Here is a 23,638-nt window from a genome sequence, read left to right on the forward strand (position 1 = left end):
AACGCTGGCTCTACTTTTTCAATGTCGTATCGACTAATCGATAATTTGATATTCAATTGGCATTGTACCTTTGGAAAGGTTTCCGATTTCATCGAAGGCTGCTTTGGATAAGTCTAAAGCTCTTTTCGCATGAAAGGGTCCTCTATCGTTGATCGTTACGATGCAACTTTCCCCATTTCTTAGGTTTGTCACCTTTACTTTGGTTCCAAAAGGTAGGGTTCTGTGCGCAGCAGTCATCTCAGAATTTCTGAAAACTTCCCCGCTGGCGGTTCTTCTCCCGTTGAACTTGTCGTGATAATACGACGCATAACTCGTTTTCACCTCATCGTTGTCATTGGCATTGTATTTGTCGAATGAATACAGTCCAAGAGTTGAAATCATCATTATGATTACGAGAGTTACTCTTTTCATCATTTTGAATTGTTTTTATTGGTTTTGACTCGGCAAAGGTATATTCGCACCTTTAACTTCAAAATTCACATTGTTAAATTTTCTTAATGTTTTGTTAACACTATGTTAAAATCTCTGTAAAACCTCGTGGATTCAGGTCTTTACAAGAATTGTTAAAAAGTGTTAAAATAAGACTCTATACGTTAACTAAATTAACAATGTAGTGAATAGTATGCCTATTTTTAGAGGCTATTAATCTGTATATCAATACACTAACTCCTCAATACAGAATATCCCTCTTTTTGGAAAACTTCCTTTTTCGCGATAGCATCCTCGCTCCCTACAGCACACATGCCTCACTGAAAGTTGTGCGTTTTTTGGACATCTTTTGTAATTGAAAACGAAATTATACTTTCGTTTCTATGCTTTTATAGCAATTACAAACCACCTCAAAAATTGCGATCTTATGGAACCCAACGCACAAGATTACGAAAAGTACATTTGGCAACTGACCGTGGCCGAGTACATTGAACTTCACCGTGAAATGGTGAAAGAGAAAAAATACGAGTACGGCTATTCCGGTCTTGCCAAGGTACTTGGCTGTGGAAGGTCTACCGCCTACAACATTAAAGCCTCTGGCGTTTTAGACGAAGCGATCAGTCAACAAGGGAAAATCATTGTCGTAGACGTAGAACATGCCCTTCGAATCATTCGACTTAAAAACGTCAACATTCCAAAACAAAGAGGAAGACCTTCTTCTCGAAACCAAGGAACCGCAAATTAGCTGCTTCTTTTTCAATTTAAGTTCTGATATTTCGTATCTTCTGTTTACGAACTACAAATTTTATTGAACTATGGCCTATCCTATTATTGCAATCGCACTTACTGTAGCGCTTATCGTTTATTTGTTGTATTTACTCCTGATCAAAAAAGATGGGAAGGCCTTTCGATCTACCCTCTACCCGGGACTTGTCTTTGTGGCTCTTTGGGTTATACTCTACTTTGCAATCTTTCGCTAAAGAGTACCCTTCTTTGAAAAATGCGTGGCTAAAATTTCTTATTCTGAATGCGAACCGCATTTAAAATTGCAAGTAAGGCAACTCCTACATCTGCAAAGACGGCTTCCCACATGGAAGCAATTCCTCCCGCTCCTAAGGCCAGCACTACTGCTTTAACTCCAAAGGCAAGTATAATATTTTGCCATACAATGGATTTGGTAGCCTTACCGATCTTGATCGCCATAGGCACTCGAAGGGGGTTGTCGTCTTGAATGACGACATCTGCCGTTTCAATGGCAGCATCGCTGCCAAGTCCTCCCATGGCAATTCCTACATCGCTTAAGGCAAGCACAGGGGCATCGTTCATTCCGTCTCCGACAAAGAGAATAGGACTTTCTGTTTTCGCTAGGGTTTTCAAATGCTCCACTTTATCTTCAGGCAAGAGTCCGCCGTAGGCGCTTTTGATTCCTAGCTCCGCAGCCACCTTCTGAGCCACCGCTTCTTTATCTCCACTCAGGAGTGTAGTCCGGACGCCCAGTCGATGCAGTTCTGCAATCGCAGCATGCGACTCCTCTTTTAGCTCATCGGCTAGGGTTAGATATCCTTTGTATTCTCCGCCAAAAGCAATGGCGATAACAGTATCTACGTTCTTTTCGTGCTCACTTGGAAAAGAAACATTTTCTCTCTGTAAGAGTTTAAAATTTCCCACAAGAAGCGTTTCTCCTTGGATTTCGGCTTTTAATCCATGCCCAGGAACTTCCTCAATGGACTTAAATGCTATACTATGATCTACTTCTCCTACGTACTCTTTAATGGCACTTGCAATCGGATGCGTGCTATGGCTCTCTAAAGTATTGACAAGAGTGAGTAAGTGCTCCTTCTCCTCTTTACTTGTACTTAACACTTCATCCTGTACGACTTTAAAGACACCTTTTGTAAGAGTCCCCGTTTTGTCCATCACGACGCTTTTTGCGGCGGCTAATACATCAAGGAAATTGGATCCTTTAATAAGGATTCCATTTTTACTTGCGGCTCCAATCCCACCAAAATAACCTAGGGGAATCGAGATCACGAGGGCACAAGGACACGAGATTACTAGGAACACGAGGGCTCTGTAGAGCCACTCGGAAAACACATAATCCTCGACCCATAAAGCAGGTAGAATGGTAATGCCAATCGCTAGATACACTACAATGGGCGTATATACTTTTGAGAACTTACGGATGAAAAGCTCTGTAGGAGCTTTTTGAGCCGTCGCTTGTTGCACAAGCTTTAGAATCTTGCTCAGTTTTGAATCTTTGAACGCAGTGGTCACTTTCACTTCTGTCACCTGCCCAAGATTAACCATTCCGGCTAAAACGCTCTCTCCTTCTCTTTTCGTATCCGGTTTGCTCTCTCCGGTAAGCGCCGCCGTATTAAACGAAGCGGAAGCAGAAAGAAGGACGGAATCAAGCGACACTTGCTCTCCCGGTTTTAAACGAATCACTTCTCCAATTTCAACATCCTTTGCGCGTAGTGTAGAAGGAACTCCCTCCCTTAGCACTGTGACTTCTTCCGGTCTTTGGTCTAAAAGCTCTTTTATGCTTCCTCTCGCTTTTCGAACGGCCATGCCTTGGAAAACTTCCCCCACACTGTAAAACAGCATCACCGCAACCGCCTCTGGATATTCCCCAATCGCAATCGCTCCTAGGGTCGCAATACCCATTAAGAAAAACTCAGAGAAGAATTCTTTGTATCGTATACTTTCTACTGCATCCCTAAGAACAGGAATCGCCACAGGCAGATAGGCCGCTATATAATAAACAATTCGGACAGGCCCTTCAAACCAGGACGGTTTGAGGAAATGATCTAGCAAAAGACCTACTATGAGTAACGCAAATGAAAGAAGCGGAATTTTAAAAAGGGAAAGTAAAGAAGTGCTTTCTGAGGCTCCATTCCCATGCGAATGGGAATGATCATGACTCTCCGAGTCACTTTCGCCTCCCGAGTCGTCCTCGTGAGCGCAGCAACTGGGCGCTTTCTTACTTTTCCTTGGAGTGGAACTGCAGCAGGAGTCCTCAGACTCCATAGAATCTAGGGCATTTGTCTTCTCTTGACAGCAAAGCTGTCTTCCTTTTGCATCGTACCGATGGGTATGCGGGTTTGAAGAGTGATTCTCGGCCTCGTGGTCACAACAAGATTTTGACATATTTTTTCGCCTTTAGCGTCTTTACTTAAACTTCAATTAAACTTAGATCCTTCCCTACTCAATTAAGGAAATGGACCCTTGCATCACGAAGCTGGAAAAACAAAGAATGAGTTCTCCCACTTCGCAGCGTGAAAACAAAGATACAAGAGAATTTTGAAACCGATCTAAATTAAGTCCATTTTCCTCTTTCTACTCGACTCAACTTCTCTATTCTGGTTAGAAAAGGAGTGTACAAAAGCTTCATTCAAATCATTAAATCCTTCTTTTGAAATCCGATAAACACTACGAACGTCCCTAACCTTTGCCTGGGGCATGCCGCCTATAATTTTCTGGGTCGCTTTTTCTCCTGCCTCATCCCCGTCTAAGCATACAAACACAAAGCCACTAAACGAGCTAAAATCTTCTAAAAAGCGACTGCATTGCGTAACCGAATTTAAAACCACGAGCGTTCTTCGAATAAGAGATCCTTTCTGATACTGAAGTTCTACATAGGTGAGCAGATCGGTGAGTCCTTCGAAGATAACCATTCGTTTCGCACTTTGCTCCACAATGGAATAGCTACTCGGACCTGACTTTAATTTCCAAGTGGAGGATCGCAGGTCGTATCCTCCTTTGGAATTTTCAAGGCCGAAGGCCACGCCTTTTCTTCCTTTCACCTCAAAGGAAACCTCCAGTCCGTAATCCTCAAGGACCGTAGAAGAAATGCCCCTGGATTTAAAATAACTCCGAAGGACTAAGTCTTTTACCGAACCAAAAGAAAGTAGCTTCAATGTACTTTTCGAAGGCGCCCTTTTTCTTTCTGTGGAGGCCCTTGTTTTGATTTCTGTAAGCTGCGAGGAGGAGAGGCTAAAATCAGCCTCCAAGAAAGCTACTGCAGAAAGAAAACCTAAATTCTCTAAATCCATTACCGCCGTTAAAAGGCCTCCTCCTTTGTCCTTTTTAAAATCATAATACACATCTCCTTTAATGGCCATCTTAATGCCTTTTGCTTCAAAATAGTGATGGGTTCCAAAGCGTCCCGTATAGGAAAGCTTCCTGGACATTACCAAATAAAAGGCATAATCTAAAAGGGTCACACTTGAGAGAATCTCCTGGATTTGAGAATACGAATAGTATTTGCTTGGACTCATATCGTTTAATTTTGAGTTAAAGTTTGGCTCTCGGGTAAGAAGTACCCTCGCTTAAAAAAAGACTCCGCCTCCTTACTTCTATTTAGTCTACGGAGTAATTGCATGGAGTAAAATATATCCTTCTCGACATCGTAATAATCTATTCTCTCGAGCCTTCCCCCGTACTCCTGTTCAATTTGAGGATAAAGCGCGTAGGGAAGTAAAGAATCGGATTTCAAAATATAATACCTCGAATACTGCTCAGGCGTTGAGATCTCAAAGCGTTTGTAATGCCTTTTAAAAAGAAGGGTGTCGCTTAAATTCCTTCTTCTTCCATAGTACGCAATGGGGTCCTTTGAAAAAGGCGCACCTAGCGTTTTGGAGAGTACGCTCCTGCCTGCTTTGGGATCTATAGAAATCCTTACCCCTGCTTCAAGGCCATAATAAAGGGAGTCTTTAATTAAAAAATACTCCATGTCCGTCTCTTCCCCAAGTTCACTGGGCGTAATTTCAAAAACCCCTATGGGTAGAAAGCTAAGCGAAGAGCGGTGAAAGGTCTTGCTATTTTCTAGGCCTTTGGAGGCCTGAAAATACACGCTAAAGAGCAGATCTGCTCCCCCCGTCTCCGCTCTTGGGATTTCTTTCGTACAAGAAAGAAAAAGAGGGATAAGAAAAATAAGACTCCACTTTTGAAAAGTGCTCGGGATTAATAAAGAAAAGGAAAGTTTCATAGGATGCATTTTTGAAAAAAGAAAAGAGAGAAGAGAAAAGAGAAAAGAGAAAAGTAAAACAAGGATTTAAAACGACTACTGGCTCATTCTAAAAGCAGCAGACCTGGAATAAAAAGCCGTTACCTCCCCACACCGTTTCGAGGAGGAAACAAAGGCCCAGCAGGTTTAATTTCTTTTTCACTCGCAACATCGAGCCGCTCTAGCACAGAGGTTTCCCCCTTCTGCTCTTTTCCTCTCATTTCCCCTGCTGCTTTTCCCTGCTTTTGGTTATAGCTCTGTACCAATTCTTCTCGAAGGGTAATTTTGGAATGGTTTAACAGAGAGTAATAATTCCCGCTTTCAAGACGGATTCCATCCAGCGCCGCAAACCCTAAGTTGGCTAGTTTGGTTTTGTAGCGCTCGAAGAGTCTCTCGCTAAGCGAATTGCCATAAAGTATGGCAGAAGTGCCTCCATAGCGGGACAGAAGCTCTACGAGCTTCTCGTACTGCTTGTTTTGAGGAAGAATGAACTTGCCCATAATTTCGTTGGCATTGTTGAGAATTAAAGCTTCGGTTCGATCCGAGAGGCCAAACTTTTGAGCGGACAAATAAGCCGCCGTTTGTTCTGGATTGGTGATTTTATCAGGTTGGTAATTCACGCAAAACAGTTGCTTGTTAAAACTATACACAGGCACTTGTTTTTCCTTTCGTTTGGGATCCCTATGCTCATAGATTCGATCGGAATCGCTACTTGTTCCAAACACTAAGTACTGTCCCGATCGAAGGTTGAGCACAAGCCCATCTTTCACCTCGACTTTGGTATTTTCAAAGGCGAGCCGCAGTCGACTTAGCATTTGCTGATCTTGACGGGAAGAGATTAGCTGTCCACTTGGATGGTTATGCACAAGGGTAATCGACTCGGGGCTCAGTTTGTGAACGTGCCCTGCCAAAAGCCGTAGATCCACCACAGCGGAGGAGAGTCCTCCGCTTGAGAGATGCTGCACGAGATAGCTGCTGTCCTTAAACTGATAAACTAAAAACGTATGTTCTACCGCCTCTGATTCTAATTCTCGAAAGAGCCAAGCGACATCCGATAGCGAAGTTAAAATCGATCCGGACATAAAATCAAGCGCTTTGTAACGAGAAAACTGCCGCTCCATGAGCGCAAAATCGCTTGCACTTTGCTCTAAGGGTGCGAGGCTAACTTTTGATTTTGCTCTTTTCTGTGGAGCCTTAAAGCGCGCAGTTGCACTGTATAGTTCGTAAGGGAATTTCTTTCCTAAAGAACTCGTTAAATACTGCGTTTTTGAAGTTTCTTTAAATCCAAAATTGGTATTCTCCCCATAGCGGGCTTGGTAATTAAATAAATCCACGGACATAATTCTTAACTATTTTAAGGTTATACTTTGCGCTTCTTAACGACGCCGACCTCGGTAAGGCTCTTTCTCTAGCTCCAACTTTTCATTCTTTTGAACCAGAAGCGAGTTTGCCGTAGTTTCAACTTGGGACTCTTTTTCGCTTGTTTCCACTTTCCTTTCTACAGAAGTTTGAGACTGACTCTTTTCACTTACTAAGGAAGACCTCGCGGGTTCTTTTTCAAAAGGTATTCTTGAGGCTTTTGGCTCCGCGCCTCCACTTAAAGACCTTACACTTCTGGATACTTTAGAAAGTTCTTTGGAAACCAGGCCTAATTGCGCCTTAAAATCCTTTGCGCTGTGCGGGTATTTTTTCATTTGTTTCAAATAATAATTCTTAATCCGAAACAGCTCCGTTCGATAATGCGATTGAGACTTCACATCTCCCTTTTCCAATACTTCTTTTCCGATTCTAGAAAGGTGCTTCACTAAGTCCAGTTCCATGAGCTCCCCACTAGCTGAGTCTTTCAAATAGGCTTTCTTCTCATACCGAGAACTCTCTCCATAGGAAGTGGCTGTTTCTTTTACGAGTTGTAAAAACTCTGTACTGCTAGACTCCTGTACGTAGGAAAGGCTTTTCTCAAGCGTACTTTCTCGAACCGTTACATTCCTTGAATACGGATCCAGAAGAAAAGTAAGTCTCTCCCTACCGCTTGTCGCGCAGAGGGGTTCTCCTTTTAAGAACTGCTCAATTTCAAGGGAAGAGAGTTTAGAGCAAAAGGAACGATCCTGGTTTAAAAGGCCGTACTCCATTAAAGTGGCCTCCGTTTGGGTAGATAAATTCATATTTTATTGATTTTAGATTTGGTTTGCTTTTTTAATCGTAGGAGAAAGATTCAAAAGGTTTGAAAAGTTTGAAACTTGAAAACCCTTAGAATAGGCGCCTATATTAGTTTTGAGCGTAGACTTTAGAAGAAGCGCCCGATTCAATACTCTTCTTGTAAAGGAACTCCTGAGGAGAGCGCAGCTCTCCATTCTCTCTTACCATAAAGTGAAGGTGAGGTCCTGTGGACCCGCCTGAGTTTCCACTTCGGGCAATGATATATCCTGCCAATACTTTTTCTCCCTTTTTGTAATAACGCTCGGAGAGATGCAAATAGGAAGTCGAGATTCCCCCTTCGTGCTGAAGGGTCATATAATACCCTCCTCCTTTGGAATCCCATCCGCTTTTTTCTACGACGCCGTCCATGACCGCAATCACGCTCTCATACGACGCCCGAAAATCCAGTCCTCGATGAAATTTAACTTCCCCAGAAAGTGGGTGCACTCGATTCCCGTAAGGAGAAGAGATGGAAAGTTCCCCTTCCAGGGGAAAATAGAAATCACTTCTCGGCTCCTTACTTGGAGAGAGGTGCTCATTTGCACGGAATCTAGGATTCCCCTCAAGGGAAGAATCCATTCTGTCCCTTGACATCTGACTTAAAGCCTTTCCCTTTTTAGAGGATTTTGTAGAAGAACTCAAAGAATCCTTCTTTCTTTTTTCCATTCGGTATTCTTTTCGATTCGCTCTCTCGCGTTTGTAAATGGCACGTAGAGAATCTAGGCTTGGTTTCAGTCCCGTATTGAACTGCACCACGGGAGGAAGAGTCTTTAAGGAAAAATGAACTTTCCCCGGAGTCCGAAGGGAATCGGGAGTGGCTTTTCCCATGCCGTCTTTAAACCGATTGAAAGCTTCCATCGCTTTCTTCTTGGAAGGAGGTTTTAAATAAATCGAATCTCTCAACATAGGATTAACAAGTGTATCTGCGCCTTTCGTAAGTACGCTCTTACTTGCGAGCGATTCCTTCAGGGTATCCACTTCAAGTTTTGAAAAAGCAGGCGTACTTCGAAAATCGCCAGCGAAATAAAGGGAAGAATTCTGTTTAATGCCCTTCGGGTTGTTAGATAAAAAAACCAAAAGGAAAAAGGGAAACAAAAACAGAAGAAAATGAAAAAGGGTGCTAATTGGATTCATAAGATTAGGTTTTAAAAGGTGATTTGATTTGTTGATTTGAAATAGTAGCAGGTCTTCGTTTTACCAAGATTTAGGCTTGAGTTAAGATTTAGGCTTGGGTTAGGTTCTCCCGAAAGTTCCAGTTCAAGTTTTAAGTGAGCGGCAAATTGAGGATCAAATAAGGATCAATCCAAACTCGCAGTGGAAGCTGTAGCTGCCGCAGCAGCGGTACTTGAACTTGTTTTAGTAGTTGGACTTGAACCTCCCTTATTCGTTGAACTAGAATTGGAAACGACTGAGCGAAGTATGCCTTTCACAAGCTCATCCGTTTCCCTATGGATGCGTGAGAAGTTTTCGAGTAGGATTTTTTCTTTTTGACAAGTGCCGTGCTCGTCTTTAAAATCGTAGTAAATCGGCATTTGCACTTCGCTTTCTGCCAAATAAAGGGACTCGGATTCCAGTAGCTCAATTTTTCCACTCATCGCAGAACTTCGGTATTCTCCCTCCGAAGAATAGAAACTTGAGGCAATCATTCCCACCATTTCTCCGGTTCGAAGCGAAGCGATTTTCCCCGCCGGAATCATCGTGTCCATTTTTTCGCTGCTCGAAAAACTAGTTCCTTGACTCGAGTAGGACTCGGAGTAACTTTTTTGTTTGATTTTCCCAAAGAGCCTTTCGAGCCATTCAAGGGTATGGCGGTCTCGAACGGATCCACAAAGAATGTTTCCCATGACCGAGCAGATGGTATCGGCCACTTCTCTTTTGTAGAGCTGCTTTAACTGGGGCAGCTCTTGCAGCCCAAGCACAACAGCAATTTTACTGCTCCGCGCCGTGGCCACAACCGAATCAATCTTGTGAATGTAGATCGTGGGAAACTCATCCGCAATGATTCCAGCCGGAAGATTTCCTTTTTGATTGATGACTCGAAGCACTCGATTTAACACCGAGGCATACAGCGCCGAATTAATTCCTTCGGTCTCGGGGCTGGAAGCGAGGACCAAAATACTCGGATCATCCTGATCTGTAATTTTCAGATTCACTTCTTCTCCTGAAAAGACCCAGTAGCTCTCTTTTGTAGAGAGACGTGAAAGTAGAACTCTAAGAGTTCCGACCTGTCCTTCCAATTGATCAAACGCTCGGTTGTCGTACGCTGATTTAAACGGAGCGAGCATGGAATGCAGTTCTTGCTCTGTAAAGAGAACAGAAAAAATCTCTTCATAGCTTTTGTTCAAAAAGCTAAGCAAATGAGGAAGCGAACTGTACTTTCCTTGGCTCTGGTTCGCTAAGAAATAAATGCAAGCAGAAAGGAAGTTCACCGCACTTTGCGTAAAGAATTGATCAGCTCCTCCTGAATTTGCAGACCCTCCCTTTTGAAGGGAAAACACCATGGACTCAGCCATTTCTTGAGCCATAGCTAGATTGGGAACGTACTTCTTTTGCAAGGGATTGATCCGTCTACTCTTTTCGACTTCGTTTAGATTCACCACATGAAAAGAATGGGTATAGCCAGAGTTTTGTTTCTTTTGCTGCAAATGATGGTAATACGCAATTTGCGCAAGGTCTGGGAACTTGAAATCATAAAGGCAAAGGGAAAATTCTTTGCATACCATTTGACGGATTGCAGGAGCAATCACGCCAAAGGATTTTCCACTGCCTGGGGTTCCAATCACGAGGGTGCCTCGAAAGGGATCTAGATTCACCCATCCGCGGCGCATCTTAGACCCGTGCCTGTATTTGTACGGAAGGTTAATAGACGTGGCATTTCCGATCAGCTCTTCGTTCTGTTTAAAACTTTCCTGCTCTGTATTAAACCGGTCCTTCCCTAACTTGCCTTGCACAAACTTAGAGATGGAATCTGCCCCTACTTGCACGAGAAGCGCTCCCAATAGGGAGAACAATGCATAAAATGCATGCATGAGATAAAATCCATAAAATAGTTCAGGTCCTTTTTTCGCTTGAAAGCTAAGGAGGATAAAGAGACTTGCGGCCATAAAGAAAAGACCAAGGAAAATAGGGCGAACGATGGCCCTCCAAATCTTAAGATCTGACTTTTTGCGCGCTTTGGTCCCGACGGCCACAATGCAAATGAGGATAAGGGTCCAAATCTTGGCATAAAAAGGAGGAAAAAATATATACAGATAGGACAGCCCTAGAAGGACGTCGGAAAATATTGGGATTTTTGTGTCCAGATAGACCACGCAAAGCGTTTCCATGACCACAAGGCCGTAGACCATCTTTTGAAAGAAGCCGTAGAGTTTAAGCTGGTGAATTTGTTCTTGCATAGCATTGGTTTTTATAAGGTTACCCCTAGAATGGATTTGAATAGATTAGAAGGATACTAAATAGAATAATCCCTTTAGTCTACTCCTACTACTCAATTAAGACTTCAATCATTTAGAGGGTGTCTGCTTTTAAAAGAGCAGAATAGGGAATTTCAAGGGTGAGACTTCGTCCCGAAAGCTCCTCTTCCACGAGGCGAACCCGTAGGGTTTTTGAGTTCGGAAAACTAAACTTCTCGAAGACAAAGACATTCCGGTACGTAGATCGAAACTCCTTTTGACTGTGATGAGAATAAACCGGATTTAGGGCAATGGATTGATGGTTGGTTGCTTTGTAAATCTTTTTGTCTTCTACCGAAAAGAGAATCGATTCCATCTGGAATTTCAGATTGGTTTTGTTTTCGATGAGGACATCCAAAAACACATAATCTCCTACCACATAAAGCCCATTTAAATTTAAGGTTAAGCCAAAGCCTTTTTTTCGAGCCAGAGGCCTTAGCTCCTTCCGAGAAAGGATTTTCTCACAGAAATTCAACAGCTCTCTTGGCGAGAGAGAATTTCGGCTAAACTCTAGGGGCTGCATGTGCTGAGGGTAGATATAAATGCTGCTTTGGATCTCGTGTGAGTCCTTACCCCCATACACAGCTCGGTATTGCGCCATAAAGGATTTGGCTACAATGGTCACAATGCCTAAATCTAACGCCTGGTAGGTGTATGGCGACGTATCTGCAAATGAGGAAGAAGATAAAGTGGAAGAAAGTCCACTTTTTCCTCTGGTCTGCTTTTCTAAAACCGCTAAAGAATCCTCTAACACTTTAATCCGGGCTAAGTTCTCAGTCGGAAGATCTCCAAGTAAATAAGAGGTTGAGAGATCGACAAACTCAATCGGTTCCGGCGATACAATGTGTACATTCACCCCCGGTTTCATTTTCAAAACGGGAAGAGAAGAAAGCGATTTTTCTTTCTCTGTGCTTTGCGACTTGGCTAGCGCGCACAGAAGCAAACTAGAGACAAGCAAAATTCGCTTTGCCACTTCTCGATTACTGCAACTCATTAACGAAGAACGTGCTTTTTTCTGAAGAACTCTAGGCATTAGATTTCCGAAAGATTGCGAAGCTTTGGGCAAGGGTACGCGGGTAAAAGGGATATTAAAAAGCGTTTTCATAGTAGATAAAGTTTAATGAGCCTCCTCTAAAAGCAGCACCTGGGTACCGTACTTTAGTTTGGCCTTGTTGGTTCTTAATAGTTTAGCGGCACTTTGTGAGGCGCTTCGAAAAGCAGTAGACAAAAGACTGGAGTAGAAAGAAGGTTCCGCAGAATCTAGGCTTTGGCCTTGGACAGAACTCGAACCTAATTCTTTCATCATGTTTCTAAATTCACTTCCAGGCACGTAGAGTCCTTTTTGTCCATCCAAATCGTACAGCGTTAAATGAATGGGAAGGATTTCTTCTTTGACAAGAACAGAGACAATCGAAAGGTTCGCTCGTTCAAAGGAAAACCCGGAGACTTGTGCATAAAGGATCTGACCTTTAAAGAGCTTTTTATTGCCCACAAAAATGTCTTCAAGAAGTCGAAGTCGAATCCGACTTCCTAAGAATCCCGATAGATCTTCATCGATCACAGCCTTTATAAAAAAGGATTCATTTTGCTTGTAAACTGCATTAAAATGCGGACTATGAGTGGTTTTGCTCACTCGAAGTGTAGAGGATAAAAATTCGTTCAACTTTTCTTTATGCGCTAAGAGTTTTTTCTGAGCTCTATTTTCAGCTTGGAACTCAGGATCTCTCGATTTCTCTAATGAATCCATAACGAGCATTTGAGAGCGCAAAATTCGGATAGGGTCCATCTTCTCTTCTGCATTCTCAAGAGCCCCATACTCTGCAAGCTTCGTAGCAGGTCCCCAATCCTCTCCATATGCACTATTCGTCCTCGTATCCGTGGTTATACTGCTTCTTGCAGGAGTCTTTTCAGGAGCCTTTTCAATCGTATCAAAAGGTGCACTTCCAAGACTGGGGTTCTTTTCTTCCCGTGCATACGGTGCATTCTCTGCATCCATGCGATTCGAGCTCTGCATTTCACTTGGGGAAGCTTTTGGAGCTCTTCCTAATGCCTTTTCGTTAAAGAGACGAATGAAATCGCGAGAGTCTTTAGGTGGCCCTGAGCTCAATCCCTCTTCTTCCAAAGTACCTAAAGGACTTTCTGCTTCTTTTAGAGAAGCCTTTTTCTCGCTGGAATCCAGCGCAAAAAAGCCGTCTCCATTTCTAAAGAAGGCATCGTAAGCCTCATTTTTAGAAAGGATGGGATCGCTCGATTCGCCAAAGGAAAGGGAAAGTCCACCTTCTTGGCTCTGCGTAGGCCTGTCTCGCTGTGCAAAGCGTTCAAATTGATACCCTAAAAACAAAAGAAAGGGCAACATAATGAGCGGAACTACGTAGCGTGGCTCTTTATAAGGAATCCGATTGATAAGCATACATTAAGGTTTTGTATTGGGTATAGAGTCGATCCATTTCAAGGCTATCGACCTTGGTTAATTCTCCTTTCTTCTCTTTCGCTAAATAGCTCTCAAGCGATCGAATCGTTTGGCTTAACTCCGGGCGAAGCTTTTCTCTTTTGAGGCGTATCTTCTTACGATACACGATGCGCTGCTTCGTATCCTCCCTTGCCTCGAGAAAATCCCTCCTTAGTTTCTCCTCCTTGGAGGGGAAGTACTTATACTGCGCAAGGTTGAGGACAAGAGCAAGCAAAAGCACAAGTAGTAAAAAGCCAAGTACTTTTTCGGGATGCTTTTTAAGCCTCTCTCGAAGTGGAGCAAGTTTCTTAAGAACCTTAGCGAAGAATTTTTTGTTAGTATCCATAAAGTGTTTCGTTTGAGAGTTCAGAATTGTCCGTAATGCGCCAGTCAAGAAGAAGGATTCCGTGAGGATTTTGAGGACTGCGCATTAAGTCCTTATAATAACCTTCGGAGCGCAGAAGCCTTACCATCCGGCGGGTCCTGCGCTGAATGGATTGTTTGCCATAAAATGTAAAATGCCTTTTCTCTAAATCGATTTGAATGGAATCCACCTGGATACTCACCATCGAGCTAGAGGAGATAAGTTGATTGTAAAAACCCTTTTCTCTTAAGTTTGAGTACTCCTTCTTCCCAGAATCATCAATGAGATAAAGAGACTTTTCAATGTTCTGCTGGATGTACTCGTCGTCGGGAGGGAGCGTAAAGAAGAGGCGATGAAAAAGTTCTACTTGAGACTTGTACTCCACTTCTCGATTGAGTAGTGCGCTCGTTTGATTTAGTAAAATGGGCACGCCTGCATCGAGTACGTAAAGGGATTTTCGGCTATCGCGAACCTGTATGTGCGCAAACAGAAGCGAGGCGCATGAAATGAAAAGGGAGATCACCAGGGCAAGAATCCCTAGGTTTCGGTTTTGTTTGAATCTTTGTTCAATCGTTTTTATTATCATCTCAAATACTATTTAAATAAGACTGTGGGTTATCCTTTTCTAGACTGTCCAGAACTGCGATACGAGGTTTTTATACTTTGAATGATGTGGCGGGTTGATCCGCTAGAAGCGGCAATAAGTTTTCCAGCTCCCGCCTTTCCTTTGCTCATGACTCCGGCGCCTGCGGCGGCGACAATGGAATCCGCAATGGTGGGTGTCATTAGAATTCCAATTCCTGTTACGAGGTAGGCCACGCACGGAAACAAAACGGTATGAATGAGTCCATTGTTTGAAATGTAGTACGAGAGCGTAGTGAGATCGGTAACGGTGCCTGCGTCCAAAAGCCGGTCGTAGCGCTCCATTTCGAGGTGGTACCCCGAGATAATGAGCTGCTGCCCTAAACTCACAATGGTATACGCCACAAACGTGTATAAATTGACATTAATGAACTTGCTTACCCAATTCTGAAACGAGTGTTCGAACCCTGGGATAAGGGATATTCCAAGTGCAATGGGTCCTAGCAGAATCAAAATGTAAGACCAAACCTTTTGAAGGAAAAACACGAGGTACGTGCACACTCTTAAGATGGTTAGGCAAATCGCTTCAATCAAATCCGCAGTAAATTTTTGCGACTCAAAATCCATCCGAATTTTCCATTCTTCAACGGGCTGAAAAAGCTCACTCATCCCTTCTATCATTCGCTGGGAAAAGCCGCTGTCTTCACCTAAAGCAAGTTCTCTTTCTTTTGCTTTTTCATGCGCTTGTTGCTGAATTAAAAAATCGAGGAGCTGGGTTTGTTTTCCGAATCTTTCAATTCGAACCTTATTGGCCTCGCGCTCGAGGCCTAAAAACGATTCTCTTGAAGGAACAGCAAGCTGCTCCAGTGGATATTGAATCATTTTATAAAACCCAGTCCAGTGCAAAAGGATCAGTCCAATGACAAAAGGACGGAGCATGGGCGTAATCTCCCAAGGTCTAGCCCCTTCCTGCATCTGAAATCCTAGGTAGCCTAAGTAAATAAGCGAACCGATTCCTCCAAGGGTTCTTCCCAGCATACTTGCAGATAGGGCGCGAGACTCTAAATCGTGGTCCATTTGGGTAAAGACCTCAAAAAACCAACTCTCAAAGGCCCCGTCTCCCATCAGAAATTCTAACAAACCGCTAGAATTAGAAGAATCCTGAGCAAAGAGGATTTGTGGCAATAAAACCACAAAAAGGGAAATTCCTTTTAAAATAGTCGATGCTTTCATTTCAACTTGTTTGTTTCCATTGGGTTAAAAGTCCCCTTACAATCTGCTTATCGTTTTTTGAGAACCCTTCCAATGAAACAAAAGAGTTTGAAGCGGAAAAGATTTTGTTTTCGGATCGATAAAAGGACGAACGCTCATGCACTTCACTTAATAAGACCTGATACTGCAAGTTTCTTTCAAATGCTCTTAAGTCCATTAAACAGGCGTGGTAGAGAAGGATTCTTTTCCCTCTTGGAAGGACCGATTTACTCGCTAGTCTGTATTTACTTTTAAGTAGCGATAGCTCTTCTGTTAGAGGGCTTAGTCCTCCATTTCTAGAAAGAGCTAGAAAGCTCTTTTCGGACTTTAAATCCCAGTCCGTGAAATGCGTAGGCACTTCAGGATAAGCTAAAATGGGTTCTAACTTTTCCTTATAATACAATTGCCAAAGCGGCTCACTTGATTGAATAATACTCGTATGGTAAGAAAGATCAAGCAAACTTTGTTTGTGTAGAGAATCTACACTCTTTGCTACAAGTTCTGTTTGTTTCTCCTGTACTTTGAGAGACAAGAGTCTCTCAGACTCGGCTCCCCCAAGTCGAAGAGGTCTTAAATCGGGTCCCGTTTTGTAAGCTCTGTTTCGAGCCGGAGCCCAGAGCCCCCAAACGGTTGCATAAGCGAAGTTCGTTTGCACTCCTAAAAAGTAGTTTGGATAAGGACTGAAATCCCTCCAGCTTTCATAGACCATTCGCTTCTGTTGATTCACAATGGAAGGATCATTCAGTCTTTTCTGTGCTTCTAGCTTTCCCGCAAAGAGGAAAGAAAACAGGAGAAATAAGACTAGCGAAAGTTTCTTTGAAACGTACTTTCGATTCTGTACTGTCATTTGGAAATTCATTAGGGGATGGAATTAAATTGTTGAAACAAAGAGTAGCAAAGTGAATTGGGAAATCAATTCCCTTATTCCCTTATTCACGAATTCACTCTTACCTGCTTGTGAGTAAGTTCACAGGTTCTAAGTCACGAGGGCAAGACGAAAGAGCCAACTGAACAGATCTTCTTTAGTTAAATTCACTTCGATATCTTGAGAGTAAATTCTGTACAATCTGTTTGTCTAGATTAATGTAGTCTGCCAGAGCCGGAATCTGACTTAAAGCAGACTTTGGATGCGCAGATTTAAGTCGTAAAATCAGGTAAAGCAGATACCCATGAATGCTTCTAGCGCGGGAAAGTAGCTTTTCAAGCAAAATTTGCCGGTCGTATGAATTTAGCAGAATGTCTAGGTCTTTTGAAAGAACACTTGTGAGCAGTTCTTCCTGTAGCAAGTAGCTTTGCTTTAAAATGGAAGTATAGTATCCAGAGAGCAAAACGGCATGCTCAGGGGCTTTCGAAGAAAGGACCAAAAGCTCTGCGCTTTTGGACGAGATTTGCTCCAAATACCAATAAAAGTATTCAAGCTGCTTCCCGGAGAGTATTAAGGAGTTTACCTCATAGAGTTGTTGGTAGAGATATTCCTGAATCGAAATAATCTGCGTCATCGTAGAGGAAATTTCTCCATAGGCTTTTCGTTGGGTCTCGACACTTGCGCGAAGCACCTCACTGCTGCCAAGTCTTACGACTTGGTTCTTTGAAACTTGTTCAAGCAGTTTGTCGTTTATCACCACGGAGACCCCTTGCGCTTTTAAGCGAGCTAAGGCTAGAATTAGAAAAAAAGGAAGAGTTTTTGGATTCATGATTTCAAAGATTTTAATTGATTTAAAATAGACTGGACAAGACTCTTGTCACGCTGCACATAGTATCGCAGCTGGGATTTTTGGATTTCTACTTTCTGCCTTGATTCCCTAAGAGTGAAAAGGAGGTAGCGACACTTTGATTCCAATTGAGAAAGTTCCTCAAGCGCAAAATCAAAAAGGATTTTTCGATCGGCGCGCTCCATTTGGTTGATTTCACCAAGGGTCATGCTGAGCCCCACTAGGTACCGAAGTAGCGACTCAAAATCCTTTGTCCACTGAACTTTCTCTTTTAGTGCCTCTGGTATTAAATAAGGTGCCTGCTTCAATTCCGAAATGAGATTTTCTTCTAGGCTCTCGATACGTTTTCCTCTTTCTAGTATGGCCATCGCGTATGCGCCGCTTTGCATCCAATTCTCCGCTGCGGAGAGCCTTTTTAAAACAAGGCTGCTAGTTTGCTGGTACGCCTTCCACTGCTGTGAATTCGAGTGCTCCAGGATTACACTTTGGTTTTGCGTTTCTAAAAGGCTCGATTGCCTTTCGTGCTCTTCCAGCTGCGATCGAATCTGCTGATTGAGCATTGGAAACGAAACATTCTCTCTTTGCCAGGGCTCGGTGGGTTTCCCTCCGCTGGAACTAAGGATTCCGCGCAAAAGAAAAAGAACGAGTCCAAACGAGCTGATTTTTAAAACGAGTCGATTTTCCATCAGAACTCGGATTTATATCGAGTTAGTAAGGACGACACAATCGCTTTATCCGCTCTTATATACCCTGCAAAGGGTTCTAAGGATTTTATAAAACCAAGTCGTCCCGCTCTTTCCATATGGATGGAAATCGACATGAGCCAGAGTTTAAGCGATCGAACTTTCTCACTTACGCTGTAGAGCAGTCGATAGCGATCTCCTGCGCTCGCAAGGTTTAAATTCCCAGAACGCAGAAGCTCCGTAAGATCGCTCGACATCTCTAAGATCGAGGCGTACGTTTGACTCGAAGCTTTCGCTCCAAACACAGCGTACTGTGGACTATTTTGCACAAATTGCTCGATAGCGCGTGCCTGCGCCGCGCACTGAGACAGTTCCTCCAAAAGGGTTTTCACCTGAATTCCATTTTGTAGCGTTCCTGAGACTTCTGAGAGTCCAAGTAGAATCGTATTTTGAATTTCGCCTACCACAGCGAGCTGCGAGGCCACTACCATTTGCGCAGAGCGAAGGTTTCTTTTCTCTTGCAAAAGCTTGTTTTGTGCAGACTCGAGTGCATCCGAGTACACAAAAAGGGCCGCCGTCGTGGTAGGATCGACGTAAGTCGCTTGCGCTCTTAGCATCGCTGGCTCTAAACACAGACTTAAGACCAGCATTGCAGAAAATACTCTTTGACATGGCCATGCTAGCCAAGGCTTCCCTAGGGAACTAGGATTTGTATTGGAATAAACAGCTTTCATCTACTAAGGGGGTTTGATTTTGAAGGTCTTAATAACAGGTTTCCTCTTATTTTTCAGGTCCTTACTAGTACTGCTCTTCAGAGTCCGCAATAGAATTGAAATTCAATTCTCTTCTAGGCTTTAAGTCGATGCTTTGACTTAAAGGCCTATCCGTCTCATTCACTTCTTTCACCATCTGACTTAGTGTTAGGTCTGAGCTTTTCAGATCTGATAAAAAGTGCTCAAGAGCCGATTCAAAATCAGAATAGAAACTTAAGTACACTTCAAAAGCTGTTTTCTCTGGCTTTTCCGTCGTAAAGGTCATGTACTGGGCGAGTGAAACTTCATTCCCATATACTTCCCCACTAGCGCCTCGTTTTATATAGAATTCTTTGAAGCGGCTTCGATTCTCCTTGTTGTCTAGTTGATTCAAAGTGAAAATCTTGTTCTGCTCTACTGGATTTAAGGCCAGTAGCGAAGCAATTTTTGAAAAATTATCCCGGAATTTCGTTTGGTCTAAAAGAATGAGAGTATCCGAATTGTTCAAAATCGAATCCTTCACAATGGGACTTGAAATCACATCGTCCAATTCTTGCGTGACCACAATGGCCTCTCCATAAAACTTCCGAACGGTTTTGTACAAATACAAAATATAACTTGCCATTAGTTCTGAGGCTATGGCTTTCCAAGCTTCCTCAATGATGAGTGCTTTCCTTCGGTTTTTACGAAGTCGCATTTTCTGCAAAAACGTATCCATGATGATCAGCGTCACAATTGGAAAAAGTTTCGGATTGTCTTTAATGGAATCAATTTCAAACACAAGAAAAGGTTCTGTCAAAAGACCTCGGTCTGCTTTTTCGTTTAAAGTACGCGCGTAGCGTCCCCCACGATAGAAATCTTTTAAAACCAGAAAGAAAGTACTTAAACTAAATTCTCTCTCCGAAATCTCATATCTCTTTCCCCGTAGGAAAAGCGGTAAAAAGACCGAGGCAAATTCATAGAAGGAATTAAAGCTAAGCTCGGTTACGCGTAGCTCTTTGTGTAACTCTGTTACTTTTTCAAGTAGCAAAGGACGAATCGGCTCCAGCTTAAAAGTGGATGACTTTGCACTTGAAAGGCCTTGCCCCAGGGTTCCAAATGCTTTGCGAACTATTGGGCTAGTTTGCTTCCCTCTCGCTTCAGTCCCTAGTGGTTTCACACCATACTCTGCTACAGGATCATTTAATTGACTGTAGGGAATTTCAAGCGTAGATTCTAAAACCTTTTTCGACTTTCTAGACTCTAGCCTACTTTCAGCGCCTTCTTTACCAAAAGCAAAGGTTTCCACCTCGATTCCAAAGTCTTTTAAATACTCTGAGAGTTCAATTGGGGTGAGCGATTCAAATCGCTCAATACCCGAATTAAAATAATGTTCATAATAAGAGAGAACAAGTTTATCTAGGATGGATTTTTGAGCGCTAGACATTGTGCTTTCACTCCCCTTCCAAACCAGAAACACCAGACTTGTCAAAAACTCGCTTTTCTCTAGCGTCAATTCCTGCTTTGAAATCAAAAAAGGATTCATCGTAATTGGATTCTCCTCCGTATACTGAATGTATCTCCCCTTCTTATAAAGGCTCAGGCCTTTATAAGAATCTCCAGTATCTACAATCACCACATCGTAATTGTAATTTAAGTACTGCTCCACTAGGCTGTTCATCAGAAAGGATTTCCCGGATCCCGAGGGACCTAAAACAAACTTATTCCGATTGGAAATTCTTCCATTTTGCATCGGGAGATCGGAAGGATCTACTTTAATCGGCACCCCTTGCCGATCCGTAAACTCAAGGAAAAAATCAGAATCTTCGCTTTTGAGGTGGCGCTCATTAAAAAAGAAGCAAAGAGCGGCACTTCGGCTCGTCAAAAACAAATCGTACGATTTTAATTCCGCAGCATTGCCCGGCAATGCGCAGCGAAACAATTCTAACTGATTGTACGAATTTTTTGAAATTAAGATCCCTTGGTTAAAAAGGTGCTGCTCAATCTGAGACTGCACTTTCGCTAGCTTTTCTGGGTCTGCGCATCGCACCGAAAGGGAAAAGTGCGCTTCCACCAGAAGTTCAGATTCAAACGCTAAGCTTTTGATAAACTCCTCGATTTCTTGTGCGACGAGCGCATTTGAAGGGGCGCTGGAAGCAACTCCTTCATGCTTTTTCCTTTTCTTCTCAAGAGACCTCAGCGTTTCTTCTTGCGGTGGAATCCGAATCACTTGGTGGTACACCAAGCATTCAGATTCCTTTACATTATGCAAGAAAGAAAACTTATCGATAGCTCCTTTTAGTCCGCTTCCCATAGAGCTACCTAGAGACATTTCCGCAAAGGGTTTCACTAAGCTCGGGAGCTCTACTTTTTCCACATCCACAAGAGAAAACACTTTGATGTAGCTCTCCCCTATCCGAAGATGCTCAGAGGTACTTAGAAGCGTATCCCAACTTGGAACCTTTGAAAAATTCATGGACAGAACCTGGTTTATCTTAGTCTCAAATTCTTTTTCCTTTAGAAACCTGGGTTCAAACCGACTGGATTCTAAAAGTAGAAAGATCCTCTCCGCTTTTTCGCGAAGCAACTTATAATTTGCATTCGCCACTTTAAACAAGTTCTTCTTTTTAGAATCCTCGTGGTACGGACTTACAAGCAGCAGAGTTTCGAGTCCACTAAATAGCCTCCCATCAAAATGCTCTTTAAATTTCTTTTTCAAAAAGGGTTCCTGAGGATCTAATTCTGATCCATAAGTTTCCTTCGAAAAAAGATCTAACTTTTGAAGCGTAAAGCCTTCTCCAACAATACTAACGATTTGACTTAGGACGCGATGCTGCTCTAGATATAGATTGGGATCGCAATTATGCTGGGGCGCAAGATTCTGAATCGAGAGACCGATTACAGGCATTCCGTAAGAATCTATAAGGACATCATAGTCCCAACCGTTCTTAAGTCCCAAATCAAACCCTAAGTAGGGCGGCTGAAAAATCGTTTTTTTAAGTGACATAGTTGAAATTTAAAAAGTGAGAGGCTGTTTTAGAATCAAGAGATTCTTTACTATGAATTAATGGATAAAGCAGAATTGTCTTTTTCTTTCCAAGCGTCAATCGCTAGAAGCGAGCCTTGAGTCCTGAACGGCGCACATAGAGAAGATTCTCATTTCTCGTTTTACGATGCAGACCTAGCTTCCTCTGCCTTCTAAAAGTGAATAAGATTCCCGCTGTAGAAAAACCTAGACCTAGGAAAAGTCCAATGAGTCCAATCAGACTCGATAAAACAATGGCAAGGAATGCGCCTGTGGCCGCTAGGCCAAAAGCCCAATAAATGTAATGGTCTTTTAAGCCGAACAGAAGCAGAGGCTTTTTTACGCCTCTGAAAATCTCGAACTCCATTAGACCATTCCAAAAAAGGATCCGACAAAGGAAGGTACGATCACTAAAAACAGACAAGCACCACTCCATCCCAGAATTTCCTTATTGATATCCTGATCTCCATTGGTCCATTTGTTATAGATACGAATGCCTCCAATTAACCCTACCACGGCGCCAATCGCCTGAATAATCAGTTTGATAGGATCCCAGTACAGGCGAATCGTGGAATTCGCAGAGTTGAGTGCGGCCGCTCCAGGACCGCTTTGAGCGAGCAAAAAGTCCGTTGTGCTAAGCAGAATGGCGCAGGTCATTAGTTTGATGAACGTCGAGTTCGAAATTGAAATTGTTCTCATAAGATTAAAAATTTAGATTAATATTCGTTTTTGTTAAAATTGAGTTGCTTGATTTATTAGGAGGTTCTTGTATTACAGGTTGCCTTTCAAGTACGAAAAGCATACATGAGGTTCCATTGAATTCTTAGCGGAAACAGACCTAATCAGATTCTATTTCCGTATCGGAATCGAACAGAGTAGATTTATATACTTTGATTCCATCCACTCTCTCCACGACAATACTCGTTTCCGCTAAATTCATAAGCTGTCTCCATCTGGCTTTGGTATCTTGCTCTTCCACCTTTTCACCTTTCCCGACAGGTATTTTAGGATCTATTCCTGGATCCACGTGCGCTACAGCACCAGGTTCTGATACTAAAACCGCTAAGTTGGAAGGTGCGATTTTCTTTGCGCTTACTTGTTTAGGAGCGCGCGAACGAACCTCGGATTTAGGTTGCAAATTCCCATTCTCAGGCATTTCATGGGCTTGTGAAAGCTTTGGAGATTCGACGCTTTCGCTCGGTCTACTTTCCTTTTGCTTTTTCCTAGCTCCATGCCTGGAGCGATTAATATTTTCAAAGACTCGCCTTGAAACGGCGTCTAGCCTTTGCTTCCTTGCTAATTTGTCAAGCACGTTTGCGGGCTGCTCGGCGTGGAATCTACTCATCTCTTCTTGTACCATTGCTCCTTCTGACTTTCTTCTCTTTGCCTCTTCTCGCCACCGCGCATAGCGGCTAAATTTAGAAGAGGTCAGATTCCTTATTTGGGAAGGAATCGTTTTCTCTAGCAAAGAATGGGAAGAAGCTCTCGGATTAGTAAGAGGGGCCGTGGGAGACTTCGAAAGTCTAGGCGAGTTTGGCTTGAGAATACCGGCGAAATCCTTTTGAAGAATTTCTTCCCTTTGGCTTGTTTCAGGTTTATCCATTTCGTATTGAACGAAATAATTCGGATCTTTATCTAGTTTCGAACGATGGAATAAATCGTAATAAATATTGCATCCGAAATAGAAAAAATAGATCATTAGTATGAGCAGGACGATTGTAAACATAGTGGCTTTGGTTATTTTTTGTGGTTACAGAAA

At 42.8% G+C, this 23,638-nt stretch carries 23 protein-coding genes; 2 read left to right on the forward strand and 21 right to left on the reverse strand.

The window, feature by feature from the left end; translation table 11 throughout:
* Window positions 1-33 precede the first annotated feature (33 nt).
* A complete protein-coding gene (locus tag AC3IRX_RS04215; protein WP_489211220.1) occupies window positions 34-414 on the reverse strand; it encodes a septal ring lytic transglycosylase RlpA family protein in 381 nt (126 codons plus the stop codon).
* Window positions 415-856: 442 nt separating this feature from the next.
* Here AC3IRX_RS04215 and AC3IRX_RS04220 point away from each other — a divergent pair, with 442 nt between their 5' ends.
* Together AC3IRX_RS04220 and AC3IRX_RS04225 are read left to right on the forward strand one after the other, a co-directional pair.
* The gene (locus tag AC3IRX_RS04220) at window positions 857-1,174 is read left to right on the forward strand and encodes a DUF3853 family protein (RefSeq protein WP_489211221.1); all 318 of its coding nucleotides are present in this window, start codon (window positions 857-859) and stop codon (window positions 1,172-1,174) included.
* A 70-nt stretch (window positions 1,175-1,244) separates the two neighbouring features.
* Complete coding sequence (locus AC3IRX_RS04225) at window positions 1,245-1,409, forward strand: hypothetical protein (protein ID WP_489211222.1); 165 nt, start codon at window positions 1,245-1,247, stop codon at window positions 1,407-1,409.
* A 28-nt stretch (window positions 1,410-1,437) separates the two neighbouring features.
* Here AC3IRX_RS04225 and AC3IRX_RS04230 read toward each other — a convergent pair whose 3' ends face one another.
* The 20 genes from AC3IRX_RS04230 to AC3IRX_RS04325 all read right to left on the reverse strand — a co-directional run bounded on the left by AC3IRX_RS04230 (window position 1,438) and on the right by AC3IRX_RS04325 (window position 23,605).
* A complete protein-coding gene (locus AC3IRX_RS04230) occupies window positions 1,438-3,576 on the reverse strand; it encodes a heavy metal translocating P-type ATPase (RefSeq protein ID WP_489211224.1) in 2,139 nt (712 codons plus the stop codon).
* A 164-nt stretch (window positions 3,577-3,740) separates the two neighbouring features.
* Entirely contained in the window at window positions 3,741-4,706 is a 966-nt protein-coding gene (locus AC3IRX_RS04235) for a DUF8464 domain-containing protein (protein WP_489211225.1), read from the reverse strand.
* A 5-nt stretch (window positions 4,707-4,711) separates the two neighbouring features.
* Window positions 4,712-5,416, reverse strand: a complete 705-nt coding sequence (locus tag AC3IRX_RS04240; protein ID WP_489211226.1) for a hypothetical protein — start codon at window positions 5,414-5,416, stop codon at window positions 4,712-4,714.
* 119 nt (window positions 5,417-5,535) lie between these two features.
* Window positions 5,536-6,774, reverse strand: a complete 1,239-nt coding sequence (locus AC3IRX_RS04245) for a JAB domain-containing protein (protein WP_489211227.1) — start codon at window positions 6,772-6,774, stop codon at window positions 5,536-5,538.
* 36 nt (window positions 6,775-6,810) lie between these two features.
* Window positions 6,811-7,596, reverse strand: coding sequence for a hypothetical protein (locus tag AC3IRX_RS04250; RefSeq protein ID WP_489211229.1), 786 nt, complete (start codon window positions 7,594-7,596; stop codon window positions 6,811-6,813).
* A 103-nt stretch (window positions 7,597-7,699) separates the two neighbouring features.
* Window positions 7,700-8,764, reverse strand: a complete 1,065-nt coding sequence (locus AC3IRX_RS04255) for a M23 family metallopeptidase (protein WP_489211230.1) — start codon at window positions 8,762-8,764, stop codon at window positions 7,700-7,702.
* A 164-nt stretch (window positions 8,765-8,928) separates the two neighbouring features.
* On the reverse strand, window positions 8,929-11,025 hold the full coding sequence (locus AC3IRX_RS04260; RefSeq protein ID WP_489211231.1) for a type IV secretory system conjugative DNA transfer family protein: 2,097 nt from the start codon (window positions 11,023-11,025) through the stop codon (window positions 8,929-8,931).
* A gap of 112 nt (window positions 11,026-11,137) precedes the next feature.
* Window positions 11,138-12,187, reverse strand: a complete 1,050-nt coding sequence (locus tag AC3IRX_RS04265) for a DUF4138 domain-containing protein (RefSeq protein ID WP_489211232.1) — start codon at window positions 12,185-12,187, stop codon at window positions 11,138-11,140.
* Window positions 12,188-12,199: 12 nt separating this feature from the next.
* Complete coding sequence (gene traM / locus AC3IRX_RS04270; RefSeq protein WP_489211233.1) at window positions 12,200-13,492, reverse strand: conjugative transposon protein TraM; 1,293 nt, start codon at window positions 13,490-13,492, stop codon at window positions 12,200-12,202.
* Complete coding sequence (locus tag AC3IRX_RS04275; RefSeq protein ID WP_489211234.1) at window positions 13,467-13,877, reverse strand: hypothetical protein; 411 nt, start codon at window positions 13,875-13,877, stop codon at window positions 13,467-13,469. Before AC3IRX_RS04275 ends, traM begins: the two co-directional genes overlap by 26 nt.
* Window positions 13,867-14,481, reverse strand: coding sequence for a conjugative transposon protein TraK (traK, locus tag AC3IRX_RS04280; protein WP_489211235.1), 615 nt, complete (start codon window positions 14,479-14,481; stop codon window positions 13,867-13,869). The genes AC3IRX_RS04275 and traK overlap by 11 nt, the downstream gene beginning before the upstream one ends.
* 29 nt (window positions 14,482-14,510) lie before the next feature.
* On the reverse strand, window positions 14,511-15,710 hold the full coding sequence (locus AC3IRX_RS04285) for a TraJ family protein (RefSeq protein WP_489211236.1): 1,200 nt from the start codon (window positions 15,708-15,710) through the stop codon (window positions 14,511-14,513).
* Window position 15,711: 1 nt separating this feature from the next.
* Window positions 15,712-16,575 (reverse strand): hypothetical protein, encoded by an 864-nt coding sequence (locus tag AC3IRX_RS04290; protein ID WP_489211237.1) that lies wholly within the window; start codon window positions 16,573-16,575, stop codon window positions 15,712-15,714.
* A gap of 175 nt (window positions 16,576-16,750) precedes the next feature.
* Window positions 16,751-17,422, reverse strand: a complete 672-nt coding sequence (locus AC3IRX_RS04295) for a hypothetical protein (RefSeq protein ID WP_489211238.1) — start codon at window positions 17,420-17,422, stop codon at window positions 16,751-16,753.
* The gene (locus AC3IRX_RS04300; protein WP_489211239.1) at window positions 17,419-18,126 is read right to left on the reverse strand and encodes a hypothetical protein; all 708 of its coding nucleotides are present in this window, start codon (window positions 18,124-18,126) and stop codon (window positions 17,419-17,421) included. The genes AC3IRX_RS04295 and AC3IRX_RS04300 overlap by 4 nt, the downstream gene beginning before the upstream one ends.
* A complete protein-coding gene (locus AC3IRX_RS04305) occupies window positions 18,126-18,857 on the reverse strand; it encodes a hypothetical protein (RefSeq protein WP_489211240.1) in 732 nt (243 codons plus the stop codon). The genes AC3IRX_RS04300 and AC3IRX_RS04305 overlap by 1 nt, the downstream gene beginning before the upstream one ends.
* 64 nt (window positions 18,858-18,921) lie before the next feature.
* Entirely contained in the window at window positions 18,922-21,861 is a 2,940-nt protein-coding gene (locus tag AC3IRX_RS04310; RefSeq protein WP_489211241.1) for a TraG family conjugative transposon ATPase, read from the reverse strand.
* Window positions 21,862-21,964: 103 nt separating this feature from the next.
* Entirely contained in the window at window positions 21,965-22,246 is a 282-nt protein-coding gene (locus tag AC3IRX_RS04315) for a DUF4133 domain-containing protein (protein WP_489211242.1), read from the reverse strand.
* On the reverse strand, window positions 22,246-22,578 hold the full coding sequence (locus tag AC3IRX_RS04320) for a DUF4134 domain-containing protein (RefSeq protein WP_489211243.1): 333 nt from the start codon (window positions 22,576-22,578) through the stop codon (window positions 22,246-22,248). Before AC3IRX_RS04320 ends, AC3IRX_RS04315 begins: the two co-directional genes overlap by 1 nt.
* Before the next feature lie 139 nt (window positions 22,579-22,717).
* A complete protein-coding gene (locus AC3IRX_RS04325; protein WP_489211244.1) occupies window positions 22,718-23,605 on the reverse strand; it encodes a hypothetical protein in 888 nt (295 codons plus the stop codon).
* Window positions 23,606-23,638 lie beyond the last annotated feature (33 nt).

It is taken from the genome of Epilithonimonas sp. KH_059, assembly GCF_057838485.1.

What these genes read in the sequence shown, in the direction of transcription:
- AC3IRX_RS04295 (WP_489211238.1), bottom strand. Translation starts at nt 17,422, where the DNA reads ATGAATCCAAAAACTCTTCCTTTTTTTCTAATTCTAGCCTTAGCTCGC.
- AC3IRX_RS04285 (WP_489211236.1), bottom strand. Translation starts at nt 15,710, where the DNA reads ATGAAAGCATCGACTATTTTAAAAGGAATTTCCCTTTTTGTGGTTTTA.
- AC3IRX_RS04325 (WP_489211244.1), bottom strand. Translation starts at nt 23,605, where the DNA reads ATGTTTACAATCGTCCTGCTCATACTAATGATCTATTTTTTCTATTTC.
- AC3IRX_RS04300 (WP_489211239.1), bottom strand. Translation starts at nt 18,126, where the DNA reads ATGGAAAATCGACTCGTTTTAAAAATCAGCTCGTTTGGACTCGTTCTT.
- AC3IRX_RS04315 (WP_489211242.1), bottom strand. Translation starts at nt 22,246, where the DNA reads ATGGAGTTCGAGATTTTCAGAGGCGTAAAAAAGCCTCTGCTTCTGTTC.
- AC3IRX_RS04225 (WP_489211222.1), top strand. Translation starts at nt 1,245, where the DNA reads ATGGCCTATCCTATTATTGCAATCGCACTTACTGTAGCGCTTATCGTT.
- AC3IRX_RS04220 (WP_489211221.1), top strand. Translation starts at nt 857, where the DNA reads ATGGAACCCAACGCACAAGATTACGAAAAGTACATTTGGCAACTGACC.
- AC3IRX_RS04245 (WP_489211227.1), bottom strand. Translation starts at nt 6,774, where the DNA reads ATGTCCGTGGATTTATTTAATTACCAAGCCCGCTATGGGGAGAATACC.
- traM (WP_489211233.1), bottom strand. Translation starts at nt 13,492, where the DNA reads ATGCTTATCAATCGGATTCCTTATAAAGAGCCACGCTACGTAGTTCCG.
- AC3IRX_RS04240 (WP_489211226.1), bottom strand. Translation starts at nt 5,416, where the DNA reads ATGAAACTTTCCTTTTCTTTATTAATCCCGAGCACTTTTCAAAAGTGG.
- AC3IRX_RS04215 (WP_489211220.1), bottom strand. Translation starts at nt 414, where the DNA reads ATGATGAAAAGAGTAACTCTCGTAATCATAATGATGATTTCAACTCTT.
- traK (WP_489211235.1), bottom strand. Translation starts at nt 14,481, where the DNA reads ATGATAATAAAAACGATTGAACAAAGATTCAAACAAAACCGAAACCTA.
- AC3IRX_RS04320 (WP_489211243.1), bottom strand. Translation starts at nt 22,578, where the DNA reads ATGAGAACAATTTCAATTTCGAACTCGACGTTCATCAAACTAATGACC.
- AC3IRX_RS04255 (WP_489211230.1), bottom strand. Translation starts at nt 8,764, where the DNA reads ATGAATCCAATTAGCACCCTTTTTCATTTTCTTCTGTTTTTGTTTCCC.
- AC3IRX_RS04230 (WP_489211224.1), bottom strand. Translation starts at nt 3,576, where the DNA reads ATGTCAAAATCTTGTTGTGACCACGAGGCCGAGAATCACTCTTCAAAC.
- AC3IRX_RS04250 (WP_489211229.1), bottom strand. Translation starts at nt 7,596, where the DNA reads ATGAATTTATCTACCCAAACGGAGGCCACTTTAATGGAGTACGGCCTT.
- AC3IRX_RS04265 (WP_489211232.1), bottom strand. Translation starts at nt 12,187, where the DNA reads ATGAAAACGCTTTTTAATATCCCTTTTACCCGCGTACCCTTGCCCAAA.
- AC3IRX_RS04305 (WP_489211240.1), bottom strand. Translation starts at nt 18,857, where the DNA reads ATGAAAGCTGTTTATTCCAATACAAATCCTAGTTCCCTAGGGAAGCCT.
- AC3IRX_RS04290 (WP_489211237.1), bottom strand. Translation starts at nt 16,575, where the DNA reads ATGACAGTACAGAATCGAAAGTACGTTTCAAAGAAACTTTCGCTAGTC.
- AC3IRX_RS04275 (WP_489211234.1), bottom strand. Translation starts at nt 13,877, where the DNA reads ATGGATACTAACAAAAAATTCTTCGCTAAGGTTCTTAAGAAACTTGCT.
- AC3IRX_RS04260 (WP_489211231.1), bottom strand. Translation starts at nt 11,025, where the DNA reads ATGCAAGAACAAATTCACCAGCTTAAACTCTACGGCTTCTTTCAAAAG.
- AC3IRX_RS04310 (WP_489211241.1), bottom strand. Translation starts at nt 21,861, where the DNA reads ATGTCACTTAAAAAAACGATTTTTCAGCCGCCCTACTTAGGGTTTGAT.
- AC3IRX_RS04235 (WP_489211225.1), bottom strand. Translation starts at nt 4,706, where the DNA reads ATGAGTCCAAGCAAATACTATTCGTATTCTCAAATCCAGGAGATTCTC.